General features: G+C 74.9%; 21 protein-coding genes. 9 read left to right on the forward strand and 12 right to left on the reverse strand.

Annotation, left to right across the window (positions count from 1 at the left end):
• Positions 1-31: 31 nt before the first annotated feature.
• The 3 genes from ACFZP7_RS05960 to ACFZP7_RS05970 all read left to right on the forward strand — a co-directional run bounded on the left by ACFZP7_RS05960 (position 32) and on the right by ACFZP7_RS05970 (position 3335).
• Positions 32-736 carry a hypothetical protein gene (locus ACFZP7_RS05960; protein ID WP_019327543.1) on the forward strand — a complete coding sequence of 235 codons (705 nt, stop codon included), beginning with the start codon at positions 32-34 and terminating at the stop codon, positions 734-736.
• Between the two features lie 92 nt (positions 737-828).
• Positions 829-2406 (forward strand): ABC1 kinase family protein, encoded by a 1578-nt coding sequence (locus tag ACFZP7_RS05965; RefSeq protein ID WP_385634024.1) that lies wholly within the window; start codon positions 829-831, stop codon positions 2404-2406.
• 47 nt (positions 2407-2453) lie between these two features.
• Positions 2454-3335 (forward strand): SAM-dependent methyltransferase, encoded by an 882-nt coding sequence (locus ACFZP7_RS05970; RefSeq protein WP_385634025.1) that lies wholly within the window; start codon positions 2454-2456, stop codon positions 3333-3335.
• Between the two features lie 54 nt (positions 3336-3389).
• On the opposite strand, the gene ACFZP7_RS05975 is transcribed toward ACFZP7_RS05970, so the two are convergent.
• The 9 genes from ACFZP7_RS05975 to ACFZP7_RS06015 all read right to left on the reverse strand — a co-directional run bounded on the left by ACFZP7_RS05975 (position 3390) and on the right by ACFZP7_RS06015 (position 12346).
• The gene (locus tag ACFZP7_RS05975; protein WP_385634026.1) at positions 3390-4634 is read right to left on the reverse strand and encodes a wax ester/triacylglycerol synthase domain-containing protein; all 1245 of its coding nucleotides are present in this window, start codon (positions 4632-4634) and stop codon (positions 3390-3392) included.
• 55 nt (positions 4635-4689) lie between these two features.
• Complete coding sequence (locus tag ACFZP7_RS05980; protein WP_019327547.1) at positions 4690-6012, reverse strand: FAD-binding oxidoreductase; 1323 nt, start codon at positions 6010-6012, stop codon at positions 4690-4692.
• Positions 6009-6623, reverse strand: a complete 615-nt coding sequence (locus ACFZP7_RS05985; RefSeq protein ID WP_185912212.1) for a flavin reductase family protein — start codon at positions 6621-6623, stop codon at positions 6009-6011. The genes ACFZP7_RS05980 and ACFZP7_RS05985 overlap by 4 nt, the downstream gene beginning before the upstream one ends.
• Positions 6595-7062, reverse strand: a complete 468-nt coding sequence (locus ACFZP7_RS05990; protein ID WP_019327549.1) for an aromatase/cyclase — start codon at positions 7060-7062, stop codon at positions 6595-6597. Before ACFZP7_RS05990 ends, ACFZP7_RS05985 begins: the two co-directional genes overlap by 29 nt.
• Positions 7063-7207: 145 nt before the next feature.
• Complete coding sequence (locus tag ACFZP7_RS05995) at positions 7208-8503, reverse strand: aspartate aminotransferase family protein (protein WP_385634028.1); 1296 nt, start codon at positions 8501-8503, stop codon at positions 7208-7210.
• Positions 8500-9621 carry an SDR family oxidoreductase gene (locus ACFZP7_RS06000; protein ID WP_220672314.1) on the reverse strand — a complete coding sequence of 374 codons (1122 nt, stop codon included), beginning with the start codon at positions 9619-9621 and terminating at the stop codon, positions 8500-8502. The genes ACFZP7_RS05995 and ACFZP7_RS06000 overlap by 4 nt, the downstream gene beginning before the upstream one ends.
• A 74-nt stretch (positions 9622-9695) precedes the next feature.
• Positions 9696-10829 carry an acyl-CoA dehydrogenase family protein gene (locus ACFZP7_RS06005; protein WP_031020871.1) on the reverse strand — a complete coding sequence of 378 codons (1134 nt, stop codon included), beginning with the start codon at positions 10827-10829 and terminating at the stop codon, positions 9696-9698.
• Positions 10830-10893: 64 nt separating this feature from the next.
• Entirely contained in the window at positions 10894-11856 is a 963-nt protein-coding gene (locus ACFZP7_RS06010; protein WP_046251730.1) for a bifunctional lysylphosphatidylglycerol flippase/synthetase MprF, read from the reverse strand.
• Entirely contained in the window at positions 11840-12346 is a 507-nt protein-coding gene (locus tag ACFZP7_RS06015; RefSeq protein WP_031020866.1) for a membrane protein, read from the reverse strand. The genes ACFZP7_RS06010 and ACFZP7_RS06015 overlap by 17 nt, the downstream gene beginning before the upstream one ends.
• Before the next feature lie 124 nt (positions 12347-12470).
• Between ACFZP7_RS06015 and ACFZP7_RS06020 the strand changes: the two genes are divergently transcribed.
• The 3 genes from ACFZP7_RS06020 (at position 12471) to ACFZP7_RS06030 (ending at position 17209) form a co-directional block, all read left to right on the forward strand.
• Positions 12471-13919 carry a PLP-dependent aminotransferase family protein gene (locus ACFZP7_RS06020; RefSeq protein WP_385634030.1) on the forward strand — a complete coding sequence of 483 codons (1449 nt, stop codon included), beginning with the start codon at positions 12471-12473 and terminating at the stop codon, positions 13917-13919.
• Positions 13920-14061: 142 nt separating this feature from the next.
• Positions 14062-15648, forward strand: a complete 1587-nt coding sequence (locus tag ACFZP7_RS06025; protein ID WP_029393797.1) for an alkaline phosphatase — start codon at positions 14062-14064, stop codon at positions 15646-15648.
• Positions 15649-15823: 175 nt separating this feature from the next.
• A complete protein-coding gene (locus ACFZP7_RS06030; protein WP_385638353.1) occupies positions 15824-17209 on the forward strand; it encodes a GNAT family N-acetyltransferase in 1386 nt (461 codons plus the stop codon).
• 93 nt (positions 17210-17302) lie between these two features.
• Here the strand turns inward: ACFZP7_RS06030 and ACFZP7_RS06035 are convergent, their stop codons facing one another.
• Positions 17303-18529 (reverse strand): PLP-dependent aspartate aminotransferase family protein, encoded by a 1227-nt coding sequence (locus tag ACFZP7_RS06035; RefSeq protein WP_031020859.1) that lies wholly within the window; start codon positions 18527-18529, stop codon positions 17303-17305.
• A gap of 60 nt (positions 18530-18589) precedes the next feature.
• Here ACFZP7_RS06035 and ACFZP7_RS06040 point away from each other — a divergent pair, with 60 nt between their 5' ends.
• Together ACFZP7_RS06040 and ACFZP7_RS06045 are read left to right on the forward strand one after the other, a co-directional pair.
• Entirely contained in the window at positions 18590-19081 is a 492-nt protein-coding gene (locus ACFZP7_RS06040; protein ID WP_019327559.1) for an Lrp/AsnC family transcriptional regulator, read from the forward strand.
• A gap of 77 nt (positions 19082-19158) precedes the next feature.
• On the forward strand, positions 19159-20847 hold the full coding sequence (locus ACFZP7_RS06045) for a DUF885 domain-containing protein (RefSeq protein ID WP_385634032.1): 1689 nt from the start codon (positions 19159-19161) through the stop codon (positions 20845-20847).
• Positions 20848-20860: 13 nt separating this feature from the next.
• On the opposite strand, the gene ACFZP7_RS06050 is transcribed toward ACFZP7_RS06045, so the two are convergent.
• On the reverse strand, positions 20861-21706 hold the full coding sequence (locus tag ACFZP7_RS06050; RefSeq protein ID WP_385634033.1) for an SDR family oxidoreductase: 846 nt from the start codon (positions 21704-21706) through the stop codon (positions 20861-20863).
• 203 nt (positions 21707-21909) lie between these two features.
• Positions 21910-22386, reverse strand: a complete 477-nt coding sequence (locus ACFZP7_RS06055) for a rhodanese-like domain-containing protein (RefSeq protein WP_019327562.1) — start codon at positions 22384-22386, stop codon at positions 21910-21912.
• Between the two features lie 130 nt (positions 22387-22516).
• Here ACFZP7_RS06055 and ACFZP7_RS06060 point away from each other — a divergent pair, with 130 nt between their 5' ends.
• Positions 22517-22963 carry an Lrp/AsnC family transcriptional regulator gene (locus tag ACFZP7_RS06060; protein WP_019327563.1) on the forward strand — a complete coding sequence of 149 codons (447 nt, stop codon included), beginning with the start codon at positions 22517-22519 and terminating at the stop codon, positions 22961-22963.
• Positions 22964-22997: the final 34 nt, after the last annotated feature.

The raw sequence follows: 22997 nt of genomic DNA on the forward strand, positions 1-22997 counted from the left end.
AGAAACAGCGAAACGGAAAGGAAGCGCACCCATGTCCAACAACAAGAACATCCAGGACATCTTCAAGGACCTGGTCGGCAACATGGCCGACAGCGGGAAGGAGGCGTTCGACGACATGCTCAACCGGGCCGACAAACCCGGGACGTCCGGCTCGGGCAACGCCATCGACACGCTGGCCGGCCTGCCCGCGAACGCCCTGGGGGCGCTGGCGGGAGCCGTCAATCCCGCGACCGCCCTCGCGGGTGCCGCCAACCCGCTGGCCGCCCTCGGCGGAGGGGCCGCGCACCAGCTGGCCCAGATCGCGGGCGCGGCGCAGAACCCGCTGGCCGCGCTCACCGGGGCCGGGGGCGTCGGCAACCCGCTCGCGGCCGTCGCCGGCGCCGCCAACCCGCTGGCCGCGCTGAGCGGGGCGGGCAATCCGCTGGCCGCGCTCGGCGGTGCGGCCAATCCGCTCGCCGCGGTCGGCGGTGCGGCCGGGGCCCTCGGGGGGCTCGGGCAGCTCGCCGGGGGCCTCGGCCAGGCGGCCGGCGGCGTCGGTGACCTCATGTCCCTGCCGACGCAGCTCACCCAGCTGCTCCAGATGCTGCCCAAGCTCCTCGACGCCCTCCAGGGCCTGCAGAACCTGACCAACCTGCCGGCCCAGGCCGGGCAGCAGGGCCTCGCGGCGCTGCAGGGGCTGACCGGGCAGGGGGGTGGCGGCCAGTCCCAGGGCGGCCAGTCCTCCACCTCCGGCTGACCCGTCGCGCAGGCTCCCCGCCCCCCGGCCGGCCGCTGCCGCGCACGCCGTCCGTTCCCCGCGTCCGATCCACCCAAGGAGGCTCACGCACGATGACGACCGTCGTGGGAGACCGGCTGCGTCTCGTGGTCAAGGTCCTGGGCAGCCTCGTGGCCGACGAGGTGGGCCGGGCGACCGGGCTGCGGAGGCGGACCGGGCGGGACACGGGGCACCCGGCGGAGGACATCGCCGCCTCCGCCGGGCCCGACTCCGGACCGACCGAGGGCCCGGAGCAGCGGCGTGCCAAGGCGGTACGGCACGCCCTGGAGAGCCTCGGCCCCTTCTACGTGAAGCTCGGCCAGATCCTGTCCACCCGGCCCGACATGGTGCCGCAGTCCATCCGGGACGAACTGCAGAACCTGCACGACGAGGTCGACGTCCAGCCGTTCTCGGAGTTCGAGCCGGTGCTGGCGCGGGACCTCGGGGCGGACTGGAAGCTGCGCTTCGACGACATCGAGACCGCCGCCCCGCTCGGGGCGGCGTCCCTCGCCCAGGTGTACCGCGTCACGCTGCCCGGCGGGCGCCCGGCCGTGGTCAAGATCCAGCGCCCCGGCATCCGCGAGGGCGTGCTCGCGGACATGGCCCTGATGCGGCGGGCCTCGCGGATCGTGGCCCGGGTCGCGCCCCGGTTCAACGAGGTCATCGACGTCGAGGCGATGCTGGGCTCGGTCTTCGACGCGATGGAGCCGGAGCTGGACTTCACCGGCGAGGCCCGCAACATGGACGAGGCCCGCGAGCACGTGCGGCCGTTCCGCTCGCTGGAGGTGCCCCGGGTCCTGCACGCCAGTCCGCGGGTCCTCGTCCAGTCGCTGGCCGACGGGAAGTCGGTGCGGCACGTGGACCGCGCGCACTTCGCGGACGAGGAGCGCGTGGAGATCGGCAAGGATCTGCTGCGGTTCATGTACCACGGGTACTTCGTCCACCGCTTCTTCCACGCCGACCCGCACGCCGGCAACGTCTTCGCGGCGCCCGGCGGGCCCGCGACGCTGATCGACTGGGGCATGGTCGGCCGGCTCGACCGGCGGACCAGCCTGCAACTGCTCCCGCTGTTCATGACGCTGGCGCAGAACGACGGCGCCGGACTGGCGCAGCACTGGGCGGAGATGGGCCGGATGACGCCGTGGGCCAACATGCCCGCGTTCGCCGCCGACATGGCGGCCTTCGTGCCCAAGGTCTCCCATCTGGCCCTGGAGGACATGAACTTCGGCGTCTCGCTCACCACCGTGCTGGCCAAGGCGACGAAACGGGGCATCGGCTCGCCGCCGGCGGTGTCGCTGCTCGGCAAGTCGTTCGCGAACCTGGACGGCTCGGTGCGCTGCCTGGCACCCGAGATCACGTTGCCGGAGGTGTTCCAGGGAGAGGTGCCGAAGATCCTGTTCGCCCTGGGCCGGGAGTTCCTCGGCCGCAACCAGTTCGCCCGCAACTCCATGGAACTGCTCCTGGCCGCGGTCACCAGTCCCGATCAGGTACGGGGCGTCCTGTCCGACGTGGCCAACCGCCAGTTCGCGCTGAACATCCACGAGCCGCGCACCCCCGCCGCGATGGGCGGCCAGCGGCCCACCCGCCCCTCCAGGGGCATGCTCGCGCTGGGTGCCGCGGCCTTCCTGCTGGGCCGTCGCCGCTCCGGCTGACCCGGGCCGCGCACCGCCCCGCCCTCACCCCACTCCGAGGAGGACCCATGCCGGAATCCGCACCCGCGCAGTCATCGTCCGCGCCGGCCGCCGCCCGGGACCCGGACGGCATCTCACGCGCCGCGCTGTGGACGGCCGCCGCACACGCCGCGGAGTACCGCCGGCCCGCGCCGCTGGTCCGCGACCCGTGGGCGGCCGACTTCCTGCACGCCGCCGGGTTCGCCGGGGGCCCGCCCGGTGACGGGCCGATGCAGCGGCTGCTGCCGGACTGGCAGGTGGTGCGCAGCCGCTTCTTCGACGACCACCTGCTCGCCACCGCCCGGGAGGGCTGCCGCCAGGTGGTGCTGCTCGGCGCCGGCCTGGACACCCGCGCGTTCCGCCTCGACTGGCCCACCGGGGTCCACGTCTTCGAGGTCGAGGAGCCCGCCGTACTGGCCTTCAAGGAACACGTACTGGACCTGAGCCGCCCCTCCTGCGGGCGCCGCACCCTCGTCGAGGCCGACGGCACCGCGTCCTGGGGTGCGGAGCTGGTCTCAGCGGGCTTCGACCCCGGCCGGCGCACGGCGTGGCTCTGCGAGGCGCCCCTCTATTTCCTCCCGCCCCCTCAGGTGGAGGCCGTCGTCACCGCGATGACCGAACTCTCCGCGCCCGGCAGCACGTTCGGCGCCGAGTGCGTGAACTCCGCGACCCTGTCCTCGTCGTTCGTGGCGCCGTTCATGGAGGCGCTGGCGACGATCGGGCTGGCCTGGCACTGGCGGCTCGCCGAGCCGGAAGGCTGGTGGGCGCGGCACGGCTGGGACGCCGGCGTCGCCGATCTGTTCACGCTGCCCTATGTGAGGGAGCGGCTGTCCCCGTACATTCCGCTGGTGGGCACGGCCGCGGCGAAGTGCGTGTTCCTGACGACCGGGACGCTGCGCGGCAGTGCCTGAGCCGCCACGCGTGGGGCCCCGGACACCGGTCCGGGGCCCCACGTGACGCCGCGGCTACGGCCGTTCCAGCTCCAGCAGCGCCGCCAGCCACAGGTCGGGAAGCTCGTCCGCGGTCGCCAGGGCCACGTCGTGCACCACGCTCAGGCACGCGGTGTCGTGCTGGCTGGTCAGCGTCGTCACGCACCGGATGCCCGAGGCGACGCTGGTGAAGACCGCCGCGTGCCGGGCCGCGACCCCCTGGTGGATGAGGGCCGGGCCGAAGTCCACGCTGCTGACCGGCCCGGCGACGACGGCGCCGTGCACGAGCCGGGTGCCGACGCGGGCACCGAGCGCCCGGGGCGCGGCGGCCAGCAGCAGCCGCATGGCGTCGCGCCGCCGGCTCTCGCGCAGCCGGCCGGTGGCGGCCACGATCCGGGCCAGTGCCCGCCGCGGTGACTCCTCGTCGCAGGGCAGCAGGAGCCGCGCGGTCACCATGCGGTTGCCCGGGACGAACTCCTCCCCCGGGGCCCGCACCGACATCGGGATCGACACGGGCAGCGGCGGATGGACCAGACCGGTGTCCTTCAGGTACCAGGTGCGCACAGCCTGGGACAGGGCGGCGAGGTACACGTCCGTCACCGTGCCGCCGTGGGCGCGGGCGACGGCGCGGAGCCGGGCCAGCGGGGTCCGGGTGTGGCACACGTCGACGCGGCCCGTCGAGACCCCGTCGAAGGCCGGTTTGGCGGTGGGTGCGCGGAAGGCCGCCGCCACCTCGGCCAGGGCGTCCGCCAGACCGCGCGCGGTGGGGCGGGCGGCGGGACGTGGAACGGGTCCGCCGCCCGGGTCGTCGCCGAGGAGCGCGCGGGCCGTCCAGGCGGCGCCCACACCGTCCTGGTAGGCGTGGTCGGTGCGGTAGACCAGGGTGTGCCGGCCCGCCGGGCCGTGGACCAGCCACACGTCCCAGGCCGGCCGGTCGTCCGTGGCCAGGGGCCGCGACAGCATCAGGCGGCCGGTCGCCGAACCGTCGGTGTCCTCGGGCAGCCACGCCTCGTGCACATGGCGGTCCGCCTCGATCCGGTCCACCCGCCGGAATCTGCGGCGGTCCCGCGCGATGCGGTAGCGCGACGTCGGGACGCGGTGGACGCGCTCGGCGACCCGCGCGCGGACGGAGTCCAGCGTGGGCGCGCGGCCCTCGAAGCCGAAGGCGAACACCACGGGCAGCGGCCTGCCGCCCGCGGCCAGGTGAAAGGCGACGTCCGCGGTGCCCATGGCCAGGGACGGCGGCAGCCGGCCGTCCGTGCCGGGGTGGGGTCGCGTCATGGGTCCTCCTGATCGGATCGGGGTGGTGCGGTCGGGACGCGGACGGTGCCCGCCGTCAGCATGTATGCCGCGCAAGGCTCCCCAGCGTGTCCACGTAGGCCCGCAGCAGGGGCCGAACGGGTCCGCGGACGGGCAGGCGCGGGGCCCGGGAGCGGTGCCACGGGAGCGGCTCGCCCTCTTCGGGTTCGCCGAGCAGGGCGGCGGCGACGTGCGCGCCGTGCGCCACGGAGAGGGCCAGGCCGTGCCCGCAGCAGCCGCCGATGTACCAGACGTCCTCGTGGCCCGGCACGGGCCCGACCACCGGCAGGTCGTCGGCGGTCATGCCGATGCGGCCGGACCAGCGGTGGCTGATCCGCACCCGGGCGAGTTCGGGGTGCAGCGACCGCAGCCAGCGCTCCAGCCCCGCCCACGCCCGCTCCCGCAGGACTCTCAGCCGGGGGGCACCGAGTCCGGACGGCAGCGTGGCCGCGCCGCCGCCCGCCACGAGACCCCGGTCGGGGAGCAGCCGGAAGTACGGTGCCAGGGCCACGGCGTCCACCACCGAGTGCCCGGCGCGCCCGCCCAGTTCGTCGTAGGCGGAGGCGCTCAGCGGCTCGGTGGCGAGGGCGTACACCTCCACGGGCAGCACCGTGCCGACCGGCAGGTCCAGCGCCTGGGCCGCGGAGTTGACGGCCAGCACGGCCTGTCCCGCGTAGAGCCGGCCGTGCGGGAGGACCAGCTCGGGGCCGACCAGGTCGCCGGGCCGCAGGGCCAGCAGCGGGCTGCGGCCGTAGAACCGTACGCCCCGGTCGGCGCAGGCGCGGGCGAGAGCACAGGTCAGGGCCGCCGGGTCGAGGGTGGCGGCGGGGCGGTGCAGCAGGGCGGCCCGGTAGGGCACGCCGACGCGGTCGCGGATGCCCGCCGGGGTGAGGACGGGGACGTCCAGGCCGATGTCACGGCAGGCGCGGGCCCGGCGGGCGAGGGCGATCAGGCCCGCGGCCGAGCGGGTGGCCATGAGCTGTTCGCCGGGCCGCAGCCCGCACGGCACGTCGAGCCGGGCGCACAGGTCGAGGACGTCCCGCACCGCCCGCTCGCTGGCCCGGTGCATGCGCCGCGCGGTCCGCGGGCCGAAGCGGCGCACCGCGCGGTCCACGGCGGGGCCGGCCCGGGGGCCCAGCAGTCCGGTGCCCCGGCCGCTGGCCCCGGCGGCCGGCTGCTCGGCGTCCAGCACGGCGATGTCCAGTCCGGGGGCGCGTTCGGCGAGGTGGTAGGCGCAGGACAGCCCGGCCAGTCCGGCACCGACGACGGCGACGTCCGCGGTGACCACGCCGTGCAGCTGGGGTTGCGGCGGCAGTTCCGACGGTTCCCAGTACGGCGTTCCGGCCGGCTCCCCGGTCATCCGACGGCGTCCGGCAGCGGCCCGGTGAGCGCGCCGAACCGGCGGTCGTGCCACAGCAGCGGGCGCCCGCCGCCCACGTGCACGGCGGCGAGCCGGCCGACGACGAGGTGGTGGTCGCCGTAGCGGCGTACGTCCTCGGTCAGGCACACCGACCAGGCGAGGGCGCCCGCCAGCACCGGGACGCCGAGCACCTGCCGGGTGTCGGTGCCGGCGAACCGCTGGGCGGCGGTCGTCGTGGGACTGGCGAACCGCCCGGCCAGTTCCTGCTGTTCCTCGCGCAGCAGGTGCACGGCGAAGGCCCGGCGGGCCCGGACGGCGGCCAGGGTCCGGGAGCCGTCGCGCAGACAGGCCAGGAGCAGCGGGGGCCGGGCGGAGAGCGAGGTGACGGCGGAGACCGTCATGCCCAGCGGGCCGTCCTCACCGCGCGCGGTCACGACGGTCACGCCGGCGGCCAGCTTGGCGTAGAGCCCGAGGCAGCGGGCGGCGCCCGGGCCGGGTTCCTCGTGCAGCGGCTCCTCGTGCGGTCCCCCTCCGGTCGGCTGTCCGGCGGTGCCGGGCGGGGCGCCGGCGACCGCCGTCCGGTCAGCCACGAGCCGCAGTCGCGCGTTCATCGATCACCTCCGCGTCCGCCAGGCCCCGCAGCACGCGGGCGATGTTGGTCCGCACGGTCGACTCGGCGACCGGGTCGAGGATCTCGGCGAGGGAGGGGATGCCGAGGTCGAAGGCGGCGGTGAAGACGACGAGGGTGCCCCCGCCGTGCGGTTCGCAGCGCCAGCTCCCCTCGAAGGACTGGAAGTCGCCGCTGAGCTGCTCGAAGGCGAGGGAGAAGGTCTCGGGTGCGTAGGTGTCGCGCTCCCGCCACCGCATCAGCCCGCCCCGGAACTCGACGGTCCAGTCCGACACGGTGGAGCCGTCGGGCAGGGGCGGCTCGACGCGCACCTCCCGGAAGGTGTCGCTGTACTCGGGATAGCGGCGGAAGTCGCTGATGCGGCGGTAGACCTCGGCGGGGGCCAGGCCGTCGGCGAGGGCGTGCAGGACCACGTGGCGCATGGGGGGTTGGGTTCCTTCCCGGAGGTTGCCGGAGGCTTGGGTCGGGGACGGGAGGCCGGGGGCCGTGACGCGGGGGTGGGGGCGGGAGGCCGGGGGCCGTGACGCGGGGGCGGGAGGCCGCGGGGCGGGGGCGCCGGGGGCGGGGTCAGTCGGCCATGCGGCCGGCCGTGGTGTGCAGGGCCTCGGCGAGGGTGGTGAGGAACAGGCCGGTCTCGGCTTCGCCCACCGCGGCCGGCGGGGTCAGCCGCAGCACCCTGGTGGAGTTGAGGGAGTGATTGACGAGCACGCCCCGGGCGATCAGCTCCAGCAGCATCTCGCCGACCGCCTGCTCCCGCGCGAACTCGATGCCGATCAGCAGTCCCCGGCCGCGCACCTCGCGGACCAGCCCGCCCTCGTACGGGGCGCAGACGTCCCGCACGCCGCCCAGGATGCGCAGCCCGAGGGCGGCGGCCCGGGCGACGGTGTTCTCCTCCTCCATCGCCCGTACGGTGGCGAGGGCGGCGGCGCAGGCGATCGGGGAGGCTCCGAAGGTGGAGGTGTGCAGGTAGGGGTCGCGGCTGAAGGGCGCGTACGCCTCGGCGGTAGCGGTCATCGCGGCGACGGGCACCACACCGCCGCTCAGCCCCTTGCCGGCCAGCAGGACGTCGGGGCTGACGCCCTCGGCGTCCACTCCCCACCAGGTGCCGAGCCGTCCCATACCGGTCTGGATCTCGTCGACGACCATCAGGGCGCCGTAGGCGCGGCACAGCGCGCGCACCTGGCTGAGGTAGCCGGGGCGGGGAATGTGCACGCCGCCCTCGCCCTGGACGGGCTCGATGACGACGCAGGCCCGGTCGCGGCGGGCGGCCAGCGCCCGTTCGAGGTCGGCCGGGTCGTCGTAGGCGACCTGGGTGACGTCCGGGAGCAGGGGCTGGAAGGGGGTCTGGTAGGTGGGGTTGGCGGTGACGCTCAGCGCGCCGAGGGTCTTGCCGTGGAAGCCGCCGCGCGTGGTGATCACCGAGGTGCGTCCGTGGGCGCGGGCCAGTTTCAGGGCCGCCTCGGTGGCCTCGGCACCGGAGTTGACGAAGTGGACGTAGTCGAGGCCGGGCGGGGTGTGGGCGGCGAGGGCCTGGGCGGCGAGGGCGGCGACGGGTTCCAGGAAGACGCGGCTGGCCAGGGGGTGGGTGTCGATCTGGCGGTGCACCGCCTCGACGACGGCCGGGTGGCGGTGGCCCAGGAGGAAGACCCCGTAGCCGCCGAAGTCCAGGAAGCGGCGGCCGTCGTCGGCGTGGATCCACGCCCCCTCGGAACGGACCTCGGCCATGCCGCCCATGACCCGGCCCATGACGGCGCGGCCGGAGCCGATGTGCTCCATGTAGAGGCCGACGACGTCGGCCCGGCCGGGCGGGGCAGGCGCGGGCCCGGACGCGCTGGTCCCCGTCGGCGGTGGCGACACCGTCATGACGCCGCCTCTCGCGGGGCGCGGCCGGCGGCCCGGTGCCGGGCGAGCAGTCCGGCCCGGTCCGCCGCCCAGCTCTCCGCGTTGCGTTCCAGCGCGGCGCGGAGGTCGGCGCGGGACGGGCGGGTGCCGCAGTGGGGTTCGCCCAGGGAGGTGTCGAAGGGCAGCTCCCGCTGGAAGACCAGCAGCAGTTCCGCGTAGTGCTCCAGCCGTCGGCGGACCGCCGTGGGCAGCGCGGTCCCCTCCAGCATGGGCAGCAGCAGCCGGTGCACCGCCTCGACCGGGATGAGCCGGGGACGCTGCGGCCGGGGCAGGCCGTGGCGCTCGGCGACGTCCGCGCAGACGTCGGCGAACTCGCGCAGCTCGATGGCGTCCTTGCCCGCCGTCAGCCAGAACTCGCCGTCCCCCACACCGCCCCGGACCAGATCGCCGACGGCCCGCGCCACATGGTCCTGGGGGACCATGTCGATCCGGGCGTCCGGAGCGCCGGGCAGCACGGGGACCTGGCCGAGGATCATCGACCCGATGGTCTTGGTCAGGCCCTGCTGACCGGCGATCCGCCCGGTGACGGAGTCGCCCATGACCACCGAGGGCCGCACGATGGCGCCCGGCACGCCCGCGTCCCGGGTCATGCGCTCGGCGCGCGCCTTGGAGTCCAGGTAGGCGGCGGCGCCGGGGAAGCGCCGGTGGTCCTCCTCGGTCGGGGTGTTGGCCACGAAGGCGGTGCTGACCAGGTACAGCGGGGCGTCGGCCCGCGCCGCCAGGTCGAGCATGGCGTCCGTGCCGCGCAGGTTGGTGCGGACGATGTCCTCGGGCGGGGTGCGCCAGTTGGTCTCGGCGGCGGAGTGCAGGACCACGTCCACCTCCAGGGCCAGCTCGTGCCAGGCCAGCGGGCTCAGACCGAGGCGTGGTGCGACGAGGTCGCCCTGGATCTCGCGCACCCGCGGGTCGCGCAGCGGTGTGTTGCGGCGCAGGCACAGCAGGTCGAAGTCGGGCGCCAGTTCGTCGATCAGGGCCCGCCCCAGCACCCCGGAGCCGCCGGTGAGCAGCAGGGTGGGGCGGTCGCGCGGCCCCGTACGGCCGGCGGGCAGCACGGTGAGACGCGGGTTGTCCGACTGCATGGGTGTGTTCTCCCAACGGGTCTCGGCCACCGGTCACCGGTGGTGGGGTGAGGTCGGGCGAGGGCGCGCGGGCGTCAGGCGACGGCGAGCGGCCGGTCGGCCAGATAGGCGGAGAGCGGGCCGGTCATCCGGGACCGCGAGGGCGGGTGCAGGGAGAGCCCGTTGGCGCAGGCCGCGAGGTGGCCCACCTCGTCGGAGGTCATGAAGTTCAGCCCGCCGAGCAGTTCGACCGCGCGCGGGACGATGCGGGCGAGGGCGTCCTGGACGCCGTAGCGCACGTACAGCGCCTGGGCGAGCGCGGACTCGTCCAGCTCACCGGCGTCGACGCGGCGGGCGACGCCCTCGGCGGCGGCCGCGGCGGCCTCGGTCTCCACGAAGAGGCGCACGCGTTCGTGCTCGGGGATGCGGTCGTTGAGCAGCACCCGTTCCACCAGCGCGCTCGCGGCGCCCAGATAGCTGCCGGTCATCAGCACCTGGAACCAGACCAGTCCGGCCGTCTGGAGTTCGTCCAGCCGCTCGCCGGAGGCGGTCGCGGTGCGCAGCAGCAACTCCGGCGGGACGAGGACGTCGGTGAGCGTGACCTGTTCGCTCTCGGCTCCGGCCAGGAAGGCGCTGGACCAGAAGCCGCTGACGCTCAGGCCCTCGCTCTCGGCGGGCACCAGGGCGACGGCCAGTTCGTCGCCCCGGCCGTCCTCGCGCGGGATCAGGACGCTCGCGGTGAGGACGTCCATGGAGCGGGCGAGGCTGCACGGCCGTTTCACGCCGTTGATCCTGATCCCCTCGGCGGTCACCGTGGCGGTCATCGAGGGGTCGAGGATGCCGGCGCCGCTGCGGCCCTCGGCGAAGCCGGAGGCGATGACGCGGTCGGTCGAGGCGACGCCCTCGATCAGCATCCACTCCGGTCCCTCGCCGAGGCCGCCGAGTCCCACCAGGGTGGCCATCGAGAAGTGGTGCATCGTGGTGGCCACGGCCAGGGACGGTGACCGGCTGCCGATGGCCCGCTGGACCCGCAGGGCGTCGAGCGCGGTGGCGCCGCGGCCCCGGTGGCACTCGGGCACGAGCAGCCCCGGGCCCTTGGCGGCACGGAAGTGCCGGATGCCCGGGCTGCCGGGCCGCTCCAGCTCCATCAGCGGGATCTCGCGCAGGGCGGGGTCCAGGTCGGGCAGCAGCTTGGCGAGGGTGGCGCGTTCACGCTCGAGGAATCTCATGGGCATGCGGTCCTTCGGTGGTGAGGGACGGGACGGGCTCGGCACCGCGACGGGACGCGGTGGCTCACAGGGCGTTGGTGGCGCGCAGCAGCTGCCAGACGGCGCCCGGGCGGGGCCTGCCGCGGAAGGCGATGTACTCCGGCAGGACGGCGTGCGGGGCCCACTTCTGCTTGTACTCGAGCTGGGAGGCGGCGGGGTACACCGCGTCGCCCTTCTCGGCGAGCAGACGGGCGAACCGGCCGAACAGGCGGCTGGCGCCGGGCAGTTCGTGTCCGGGGTCGAGTCCGGTGAACGGGGTGAAGCCGAAGTGCAGCCAGCCGGCGCCGTCGGCGGTCAGCCGTTCCATGACGGTGGCGTTGAGCGCCTCCATCACGCCGGGCGGGGCGTCGGGGCGGCGCCGGCTCAGGTCGTGCAGCCAGCCGGGGCGGCTGCCGTAGACCGGCGAGTAGTTGATGTACCCGACGGCCTCGCCCTCGACGCGGCCGACGAAGAGCCGGCGGTGCTTCTGCAGGCTCCCGTCGCGCTCACCGACGAGGAACCTCAGCTCCTTGACGTGCCGCCCCTTCTCGCGCAGCCAGCTCCGGTCGATCCGCTCCAGGTCCGCGCCGTCGTCACCGGGCGCCGCCTCGACGACCTCCAGGCCCGCCCGCCGGGCGCGTGAGATCTTGTTCCGCAGCCGGACGAAGCGCGAGCCGCGCAGGGAGAAGCGGCTCAGGTCGACGGCGTACGACGCGCCGATCTGGTTGACCGTGAAGCCGTGGGCCGCGTACAGCTCCGCGTCCGCCCGCTGGAGCTGGACGGCCACCACGCGGCGGCCGGCGTGGGCGGTGAAGGCGTCGAGCAGCCGCGCGCGGTGTTCGGGCGCGGTGAACGGGCCGCCGAACTGGAGCACGTAGCGACCGGAGGTGCGATAGGCGCAGGCACCCTCGAAACGGTCGTCGTGGAAGTAGGAGTTCCCGCTGTTGAGGGCCAGGAACGCGCTGGGGTTGTCGCTGTGCGCGGCCAGGGTGTCAAGCACGGACGGCATCGGTGTCCTCCACGGAGGTCCGCGGCGCGGCGCCTTCCTCGGAATCCGCCGCCGAGCGGTACCGCTGTTCGAAGGCCCGGAAGGCCGGCACGGTCTCCGGTTCGAAGGCGACGCCGAAGGGCTTGAGGGAGTTCCCGAAGAGGGCGCGGTCGCCCATGAGGTGGACGGGAAGGGCGAGCAGGGCCCATTCCGGCCGGACGAACAGGGCCCACGCCCCGGCGATGAGACCCGCCGTGACCAGGCTGTGCATCGTGTTGTAGGCCACGTAGCAGCCGCGCGGGACGCGTCCGTCCGGACTGCGGCGGTAGGCGATCGCGCCGGGCAGGTAACCGACGACGTCGATCACCGCGAACAGCAGCACGAAGACGCCCCAGCGGATCTCGTCATGGTGCTGGACCGCGAGCACGAGCGACACGGTGAGAAAGCCCAGCCATTCGAGTCGGGAGAGAGCGAAGGTGGTCTTCGTCTCGAAACGGTTCTTGGCATCCACGTCGGCCTGCCCCCTCGCTGTGGTCTGTCACTCCGGTTTACGCGTCGGCGGCTGCCACCCCTCGCCGCCAACCCCTCGTAAAGTGGGGGCCTTTGGGGGACGGGGAAGCGGGGGGGAATCGACGATGGTGCCAGTACCGACCGGTCCGGACGGCCGTCCGGATCCCGTCGACGCGAGCGCGGCCTGGGAGTTGCTGCTGCCCGCCGCCGCGGCACCGGCTCGCTCACGCGGCCGGGCCCTGCAGGCGGCCCTGCGCGACGCGGTCCGCTCGGGCCGGCTCGCGCCGGGCACCCGCCTGCCGTCGAGCCGGGACCTGGCGGCCGACCTCAAGGTCTCGCGGGGCCTGGTCACGGAGGCGTACGAGCAGCTGACGGCCGAGGGCTACCTGCGCAGCGGGCGGGGCGCCGGCACCTGGGTCGGTGACGCCGCGCGGGCGGCCCGGCCCCGCGCGCGCGATCTCGCCCCGCGCTCCGGCGGCGGCCGGACGGGCTTCGTGCCGGGGACACCGGACCTGTCGCTGTTCCCGCGCTCGGCGTGGGCCGCCGCGCAGCGCAGCGTGCTGGCGGAGTTGCCGCACGAGGCCCTCGGCTACCCGGACCCGCGCGGACTGCCGCGGCTGCGGACCGCGCTGGCCGAGTTGCTGACGCGGCGCCGGGGCGTGGTGGCCGACCCGGAGCGGCTCCTGGTCGTCTCCGGTGTGGCGCAGGCGTCGGCGCTGCTCGCGAGCGTGCTCCACGCGCGCGGCGTGCGCACGGCCGGCGTCGAGGACCCGGGCAGCCCCCAGCACGACGACCTGTACGCCTCGGCCGGTGTCCGTACCGTGCCCCTGCCCCTGGACGACGAGGGTCTCGCCCTCGGTCCGCTGCACGACTCGGGCGTCCGGGCCGTGGTGACGACGCCGGCCCACCAGTTCCCCACCGGGATCGCCTACTCGGCCCGGCGCCGCGCCGCGCTGCTGGACTGGGCGCGGTCCGTGGACGGGATCCTCCTGGAGGACGACTACGACGGCGACTTCCGCTACGACCGGGCTCCCGTGGGCGCGCTCCAGGGGCTCGATCCCGAACGCGTCGCCTACACCGGTTCGGTCAGCAAGTCCCTGGCCCCCGGACTGCGGCTGGGCTGGCTGCTGGTGCCGGAGTGGCTGGCGGACGACGTCGTCGAGCGCAAGCGCACCACCGACCTCGGTCATCCCGCTCTCGACCAGGCGCTCTTCGCCCATTTCGTGGAGCGCGGCGAGTACGACCGCCAACTGCGCCTGTGCCAGCGCGCCTACCGGGAGCGGCGCGATGTGCTGGTCGCCGCCCTCGAGGAGCACTTCCCCGGTTCGCGGGTGTCCGGCATCGCCGCCGGGCTCCACGCCATCGCCACCCTCCCCGAGCGGTACGGCCCCGAGAAGCACTTCCTCGCGCGCGCCGCGGACGCCGGGATCGCGGTGCGCGCGCTGGCCGAGTACGGGCACGGGGCGGGCGACGACGAGGCGGCTCGCCGGGCGGTGCGCCTGGTCCTGGGGTACGCGCATCTGACGCCGGGACGGATCCGGGCGGCAGTGGAGTCGCTGGCGAGGGCCGTGTGAGGGGGCCGGCGCGGTGGCGCGGGCGGCCGGTTGTTCACGCGCCGTTTCCGTGGGCGCCGCGCCGCCCCAGTAGGTCTGACTGCGCACACCGGCCCGACACACTGGCCGGATCCCGTCCCTGGACGTCGCTGGAGGCGCATCCATGTCACACCGTCCGTTGCCCGGCCGTCGCAGTGTGCTGCGCGGCTCCCTGGCCGCGTCCGCGGCCCTGACCCTGCCCACCGCCCTCGGGGCCGCGCCGGCGTTCGCGCGTTCCGGGCGGCCGGGTGCGGGGTGGGGCGTGCAGACGGGAGACGTGACCTCCCACTCGGGTCTGGTGTGGGTGCGGTCCGACCGGCCGGCCCGGATGATCGTCGAGACGTCCGCGACCGAGTCGTTCCGCAACCCGCGCCGCTGGCACGGGCCGCTGCTCGGGGCGGACACCGACTTCACCGGCACGACCCGGCTGCGCGGCCTGCCGCCCGGCGAGCAGATCCACTACCGCGTGCTCCTCGCCGACCCGGACGACCCGCGCCGCACCGGCGAGCCGGTGCCGGGCACCTTCCGCACGGTGCCGGTGCGCCGGCGCGAGGGGGTGCGCTTCGTGTGGTCCGGCGACCTGGCGGGCCAGGGCTGGGGCATCAACCCGGACCTCGGCGGCTACCGCATCTACGAGGCGATGGGCGCCCTGGACCCGGACTTCTTCCTGTGCAGCGGCGACACCATCTACGCCGACGGCCCCATCTCCGCGACGGCCGAGCTGCCCGACGGCAGCACCTGGCGGAACATCACCACCGAGGAGAAGTCGAAGGTCGCCGAGACCCTCGCCGAGTTCCGAGGCAACTTCCGCTACAACCTGCTCGACGAGAACCTGCGCCGCTTCAACGCCCGGGTGCCGTCGGTCGTCCAGTGGGACGACCACGAGGTGCGCAACAACTGGTACCCGGGGCAGACCATCGCGGAGACCGACGGCCGGTACACGGAGAAGAGCGTGGACGTGCTGGCCGCCCGGGCCCGGCGCGCGTTCGCCGAGTACTTCCCGATCTCCACCCTGCGCCCCGGCGGGCGGGAGGGCCGCGTGCACCGGGTGCTGCGCCAGGGCCCGCTGCTGGACGTGTTCGTCCTGGACATGCGCACGTACCGCAACGCCAACTCCGCCGGCGACCAGAGGACAGACCCGCAGGGCATCCTGGGCCGCGAGCAGTTGGAGTGGCTCAAGCGGGAACTGTCGCGCTCGCGCGCGGTGTGGAAGGTCATCGCCGCCGACATGCCGATCGGCCTCGTCGTGCCGGACGGCGGCGAGGGGAAGGCGAACATCGAGGCGATCGCGCAGGGCGACCCCGGCGCGCCGCTCGGACGCGAGCTGCAGATCGCCGAGTTGCTGCGGTTCGTCAAGCACCGGCGGATCACCGGGACGGTGTGGCTGACGGCGGACGTCCACCACACGTCGGCCCAGCACTACCAGCCCTCGCGGGCGGCGTTCGCGGACTTCGAGCCGTTCTGGGAGTTCGTGTCGGGGCCGCTCAACGCGGGTGCCTTCCCGGCCAGCGCGCTCGACGGGACCTTCGGACCCGAGCGGGTCTTCGTGAAGGCGCCGACCGCCTCGAACGTGTCGCCCGCGGGCGGTTACCAGTTCTTCGGCGAGGTCCAGATCGACGGTGACAGCGCGGAGATGACGGTCCGGCTGCGCGAGCAGGACGGCACGGTGCTGTTCACCAAGGTGCTCCAGCCGGGCCGCGTCGGTCAGTAGCGTCCCGTAGCCTGTCGGTCGGGTCGCGCACCGGCGTCATCCCCCGGTGCGCGGTCCGGCGACGCCCGTCGGGCGAAATGCGACGAATACCCGGGAAGCCTTCTTTACCCAGACGTCACAGGGCGTTCGTGATCACGCAACACCGTTCCTTCACAGTGGCCGCATGAGTCGAGACATGTCCGATGTGACGCATGCCGTGGCCCACCTCGCCGAACACGTCCCCGGGGTACCGGTGATGCTGCTCGCCTCGATGGCGGCACTGGCGGTCACGGCGGGCTTCCGTACCCGGTGGACACGGCGCCACGGACACGCGCCGCCGACGGACGATACCGGCTCCCGGCCGCCGTCCGCGCCGGCGGCCGGGAGCGGGGCGGGCGCCGGGTCCGGGGCCGGGGCCGGGATCGGGAACGACACCGCCGCCACGACCGCCGCCGACGGCCGCGCCGACGACGGCGGCGAGGGCGTCGACAGCGCCCTGTGGCGGATGCGGACCACGGTGCGCGACGCGCCCGGATCACTGGCCGCGCTGTGCGCCGCCCTCGCGGAACGGCGGGTGGACATCCTGAGCCTGCAGACGCACCCGCTGGCCGAGGGCACGGTGGACGAGTTCCTGCTGCGCGCCCCGGGCGAGCTGACCGCGACCGAACTGGTGGAGGTGGTGTCGGCGGCGGGCGGCGCCGACACCTGGACCGAGCGGGCGGACGCCCACGACCTGGTGGACGCGCCCACCCGGGTGCTCGCTCTGGCGGCCCGTACCGCCCAGGACGCGGCGGAACTGCCGCTGGCGCTGCGCCAGTTGCTGGGCCGCTGCACCATCCGCTCGCTGCCCGCCGCGGCCGGCGGGCGACCGGGCGGCGAGGTGCCGCCGGAGGGCTCGCTGGAGGACACCGTGCTGCGGCTGCGCGCCCCGGAGGGCGGCGTGATCACCGTGGAGCGTCCGTACCTGCCCTTCACCCCGGCCGAGTTCGCCCGGGCACGGGCCCTGGTGGAGCTGGACGCCCGCCTCGGTCCGCGCCTCCCGCGCGGCCGGGACGTGCTGACGCTCGCGGAGGGGAGCGACATCACCGTCCGCCGGGCCGACACGCGTGACGTCCCGGCGGCGAAGGCGATGCACGAACGGTGCTCCGCGCGGACGCTGGGGATGCGCTACCACGGTCCGGTCGGTGACGCGGACCGGTACCTCAACCACCTGCTCAGCCCGCGCTTCGGCCGCACCCTCGCCGCGCAGACGGCGTCGGGGCGGATCGTCGGACTCGGGCACCTGCTGTGGGACGGGGACGAGACGGAGGTCGCCCTGCTGGTCGAGGACGCCTGGCAGCACCGGGGCATCGGCGGCGAACTCCTCGGCCGGCTCGTGGCCATGGCGGCCGAGACGGACTGCGCGAGCGTGTACGCGGTGACCCAGGCGTCGAACACCGGCATGGTCGCCGCGATGCGCGGCCTGGGCCTCCCCCTCGACTACCAGATCGAGGAGGGGACCCTGGTCATCACGGCCCGTCTGGACTCCGCGTCCCGGGCCGCGGCGCGACTGCCGCAGGGACAGCGGATCGGCCGGGACTGAACCGGCCCCCGGCGTCGCCGGGAGTGGACCGGTCGCGGCGTCGCCGGGAGTGGACCGATCGTGGCGTCGCCGGGAGTGGACCGGCCGCGGCCGTCAGTCGGCCCGCACCAGCGCCTCCCGCGAGGAGGACGCCCCGGCGGTCCGCTCCCCCAGGGCCCGGTCCAGGTCGGCCCAGAGGTCGTCGACGTCCTCCAGGCCGACCGACAGCCGCAGCAGCCGGTCGCCGACCCCGGCGCCCCGCCGGTCGTCGGCGTCCACGATGCGGTGGCTGATGGACGCCGGGTGCTGGATGAGCGTGTCGACGCTGCCGAGGCTGACGGCGGGGGTGATCAGACGGACGCGGCCGATGACCTCGTGCGGGTCGCCGTGGACCTCGAAGGAGACCATCGCGCCGCCGATGCGCGGATAGTGCACGCGGGCCACCCGGGGGTCGGCGGCGAGACGCTCCACCAGCACGGCGGCGTTGGCGGAGGCGGCCCGCACCCGCACGGGCAGGGTCGACAGCCCGCGCAGCAGGAGGTAGCCGGCGAGCGGGTGCAGTACGCCGCCCGTGGCGAAGCGGACCTGGCGCAGCCGCCCGGCCAGTTCCTCGTCGCAGGCCACGACTCCGGCCAGCACGTCCCCGTGCCCGCCGAGGTACTTGGTGGCGCTGTGCAGCACCAGCCGGGCACCGTGGCCGGCCGGGCGCTGGAGCACGGGGGTGGCGAAGGTGTTGTCCACGAGCAGCGGCACCGACCCGCAGGCGTGGGCGACGGCCCGCAGGTCCACCTCGGCCAGCGTGGGGTTGGCCGGCGACTCCACGAGCACCAGACCGGTGTCCGGGCGCAGCGCGTCCGCGATGCCCGCCGGGTCGGTCCAGGTGACCTCGGACCCGAGCAGCCCGGCGGTCAGCAGGTGGTCGCTGCAGCCGTACAGGGGCCGCACCGCGACGACGTGCCGCAGTCCCGCCGACGCCCGCACCAGCAGGACGGCGCTCAGCGCGGCCATGCCGCTGGCGAAGGCGACCGCGGCCTCGGTCCCCTCCAGCCGGGCCAGCGCCGTCTCGAAGCGGGCGACGGTCGGATTGCCGAGCCGGCCGTAGACCGGCGGGCCGTCCGGGTCGGCGCCGGTGGTGGCGAACGCGTCGATGCGGGCGGCCTCGCCGCGGCTGTCGTACGAGGGGTAGGTCGTGGACAGGTCGATGGGCGGGGCGTGCAGTCCCAGGGCCGCGAGATCGTCGCGGCCGGCGTGCACGGCCTCGGTGGCCAGTGCCCTGCCCGTGGGGCCGGTGGTGCGTACGTCGTCGGACGGTGACGTCGAGTGCGTGCGCGCAGAGTCCATGGGCCGAAGGGTGAACACCGACCGGGTCGGCCGGGCCGGTGACCGTGCTACGTTCGGCCGATGGCGGAATCTGTCGTACTGGATCCGGTCGATCTCCACCTGCTGCGGCTGCTGCAGAACGACGCCCGGACCACCTACCGCGACCTCGCGGCCCAGGTCGGGGTCGCACCGTCGACCTGCCTGGACCGGGTGTCCCGGCTGCGGCGTGCCGGGGTGATCCTCGGGCACCGGCTCGAACTGGACCCGGCGAAGCTGGGGCGCGGCCTCCAGGCGCTGCTGTCGGTGCAGGTACGCCCGCACCGGCGGGAGCTGGTCGGGCCGTTCGTGGAGCGGATCCGGGCGCTCCCGGAGTCGCGCACCGTCTTCCATCTGACCGGCCCGGACGACTATCTGGTCCATGTCGCGGTCGCGGACATGACCGATCTGCAGCGGCTGGTCCTGGACGAGTTCACCTCGCGGCGGGAGGTGGCCCGGGTCGAGACCCGGCTGATCTTCCAGCAGTGGGAGTGCGGTCCCCTGCTGCCGCCCGCCGCGCCCGCCGCCACGCCCTGAGCGAAATCCGGCCGCCCGCGGCGTCGGGCGGGCGAAGCGGGCTGACGCGGCACCGGTATCCGTATGACTATGTCCGCATGTCAGAGACCAAGAGCCCGCTGCCCCGCCAGGTCGCCGACGCCTACGTCGACGAACTCATCGCCCTCGACCCGGTCACCGGTACGTTCCTCGGTGTCCCGGAGAGCTCCAGCCGTCTGCCCGACTTCTCGCCCGCGGGGCAGGAGGCGCTCGCGGAGCTGGCGCGGGCCACGCTCGTGCGGCTGGACGAGGCGGAGCGCCGGCCGGGCGGGGACAGCGACGTGGAGCGCCGCTGCGCCCGGCTGCTGCGCGAGCGCCTGACGGCGGAACTCGCGGTGCACGAGGCGGACGAGGGTCTGCGCTCGGTCGGCAACATGGGCACCGCCGCGCACGCGGTGCGCGAGGTCTTCACGGTGACGCCGACTCAGACGGAGGAGGACTGGGCGCGGATCGCCGAGCGGCTGCGCGCGGTGCCGGCGGCGCTCGGGGGGTACCGGGAGTCCCTGGCCCTGGGCCTGGAGCGCAAGCTGTACGCGTCGCCGCGGCCGACCGCCACCTTCGTGGAGCAGCTCGGCGAGTGGGCGGACACGGGCGAGAGCCGGGGCTGGTTCGAGGACTTCGCGTCCGCCGGACCCGACGCGCTGCGCGCCGAACTGGACGAGGCGGCCCGGGGCGCCACGGCGGCGGTGGTGGAGCTGCGGGACTGGATGCGCGACGTGTACGCCCCGGGGATCGAGGGCGCCCCGGACACCGTGGGCCGCGAGCGCTACGCCCGCTGGTCGCGCTACTACAACGGCACCGACCTGGACCTGGACGAGGCGTACGCGTACGGCTGGGCCGAGTACCACCGCCTGCTGGGCGAGATGAGGCGGGAGGCGGAGAAGATCCTGCCGGGCGCCGAGACGCCCTGGGTGGCGCTGGCACACCTGGACGAGCACGGCAAGCACATCGAGGGCGTCGACGAGGTCCGCGACTGGCTGCAGGGCCTGATGGACCAGGCGATCGAGGCGCTGGACGGCACCCACTTCGAACTGGCCGAGCGGGTGCGGAAGGTGGAGTCGCGCATCGCCCCGCCCGGCAGCGCGGCGGCCCCGTACTACACGCCTCCGTCGGAGGACTTCTCCCGCCCCGGCCGCACCTGGCTGCCGACGATGGGACAGACCCGCTTCCCGGTGTACGACCTGGTCTCGACCTGGTACCACGAGGGCGTTCCCGGCCACCACCTCCAGCTCGCCCAGTGGGCGCACGTCGCCGAGGACCTGTCCCGGTACCAGGCGTCGGTCGGCATGGTGAGCGCCAACGCCGAGGGCTGGGCGCTGTACGCGGAGCGGCTGATGGACGAGCTGGGCTTCCTCACGGACGCGGAGCAGCGGCTCGGCTACCTGGACGCGCAGATGATGCGGGCCGCCCGGGTCATCGTGGACATCGGCATGCACCTGGAGCTGGAGATCCCCGCGGACTCGCCGTTCCACCCGGGCGAGCGCTGGACGCCGGAGCTGGCGCAGGAGTTCTTCGGCGCGCACAGCAGCCGCCCGGCGGACTTCGTGGAGAGCGAGCTGACCCGGTACCTGACGATCCCGGGCCAGGCGATCGGCTACAAGCTCGGCGAACGGGCGTGGCTGCTGGGCCGGGAGAACGCCCGCAAGCGGCACGGTGACGCCTTCGACCCGAAGGCGTGGCACATGGCGGCGCTCTCCCAGGGTTCGCTGGGTCTGGACGATCTGGTGGACGAGCTGTCCCGGCTCTGAGCCGGGCCGCCGGTCACCGCCTGAATCCTCCCTCCGAGTCGACGACCTGACCGGTCACCCACTCCGCCTCGTCCGTGGCCAGCCACGCGACGAGGCGGGCCGGGTCGTCGGGCATGCCCCACCGGCCGGCCGGGAAGAGCGCGGCGATGGCGTCGTAGTCCTCGCCGGTCATGTAGTCGGTGTCCACGGGGCCGGGGTTGACCGCGTTCACGGTGACCGCGTGGTCGGCGAGGGCCGTCGACAGGGAGCGGGTGATGGAGGCGAGCGCGCCCTTCTGCAGCGCGTAGGCGATCTCGCCCGGCATGCCGCCCGCGATGTCCTGGCCGGAGGTCATCATCACCACGCGTCCGCCGGGCGTGCGGGCCGGGAGCGCGGCGCGGTGCCGGGCGAACGCCTGGACGAGCAGCAGCACCGACCGGGTGTCGACCTGCCAGTGGGCGTCGAGCATCGCCGCGTCGACGGTGTCGAGGGTGCCGTCCGAGCCGCTGAGGGCGTGATTGGCGACCAGGATGTCCAGCCGTCCGCCGAGCGCTTCGGCGGCCGTGGCGAGGAGTTCGCCGGGCGCCGCGGGGTCGGAGAGGTCTCCCGGTCCGGCGACCACGGTGGCCTCGGGGTCGCCGAGCGCGGCGCGCACGGAGGCGACGACGTCCTCGGTGCGGTCGGCGCCCCAGGGCATGGCGGCGTCGTGCGGGACGTGGTGGTGCAGGTAGACGCTCGCCCCGTAGGCGGCGAGCCGCCGGGCCACGGCGTGGCCGATGCCGCCGCGGCGGCTGGCTCCGGTGACCAGGGCGGTGCGGCCGCGCAGGGGCAGGGGGTCGCGGCGCAGTTCGTCGGGGGTGGGGTGCGGAAGTCGGGGCATGGGCACCCATGATGGACGGCGGGTCGCCGCCGCGCATGCCGTTATCGCCTCCGCCTCGGGGGCCGGCACCGCCTGCGGCCCCCGGTCCGGGGCGATGGGCGCGCGACCGGTGCGCTCGCGGGAGGTGCCGGCCCGGGGCGCCTCGGGGAGGTGCGCGGGCCCGGCTCCGCGCGTCCCGCCGTGCGGGAGAACCCGCCCGCCCCTCAGCAGCCGCAGTCGGCCGCGTCCACCGGGGCGGTCAGGGGGTCGGCGGGACGGCGCTCGACGCCCCGCCCGGTCTCGTGGGCGAAGCCCTCGCGCACCCAGTACTCGTAGCCGCCGAGCATCTCCTTGACCCGGTAGCCGAGTTCGGCCAGGGCGAGGGCGGCACGGGCCGCTCCGTCGCACCCGGGACCCCAGCAGTACGTCACCACCGGCACGGCCGGGTCGAGGAGTCGACCGGCCTCCACCGGGACGAGCGCGGTGGGCAGGTGAACGGCGCCGGGGACGTGCCCCTGGTCCCATGCCTCGGTGGAGCGGGTGTCCACGAGGACGAAACCCGGGTCGCCGTCGGCCGCGAGGGCGGCGGCGACGTCGGAGACGTCGGTGTGGAAGGCGAGACTCGCGCGGAAGTGGGCGGCGGCTTCGGCGGGGGACGCCGGGGCGACGAGCAGCACGGGGTTGGTGGTGGCGGCACTCATGGTCGGGGCCCCTTCTCGGTTCTCGGTGGATCTCCTGACCGCAAACCTATGGCGGGCGGGCCCACCGCCAGAAGGGAGAATCCCCGGCGATGCCTTGCTCTCGCCGGTGATTCCCTGGTAGTTGTCGCGGGTGACCACGTATACCCCGGACGCCACCGACTGGCTCCTCCTCGACGCCCTCCAGCGCAACGGGCGAGCGGGATACGCCGAGTTGGCCCGTGCCGTCTCGATGTCCGCGAGCGCGGTGACCGAGCGGGTGCGCCGGATGGAGGAGGCGGGGATCATCCAGGGCTACGCGGCGGTCGTCGACCCCGAGCGGCTGGGGCTGCCGATCCTGGCCTTCGTGCGGCTGCGCCATCCGACCGCCAACTACAAGCCGTTCCACGACCTGGTGGCGGTCACTCCGGAGATCCTGGAGGCGCACCACGTGACGGGGGACGACTGCTTCGTCATCAAGGTCGCGGCCCGCTCCATGCGGCACCTGGAGGAGGTGTCCGGCCGGATCAGCGCGCTGGGATCGGTCACCACGAGCGTCGTCTACTCCTCGCCGCTCCCCCGCCGGCCGCTGGGCCGCTGAGCCACCGCGTCACGGTCCGGGCGCCGGGCACGGC

It is taken from the genome of Streptomyces sp. SudanB5_2050 (genome assembly GCF_964272335.1).
Lineage (GTDB): Bacteria > Actinomycetota > Actinomycetes > Streptomycetales > Streptomycetaceae > Streptomyces > Streptomyces rochei.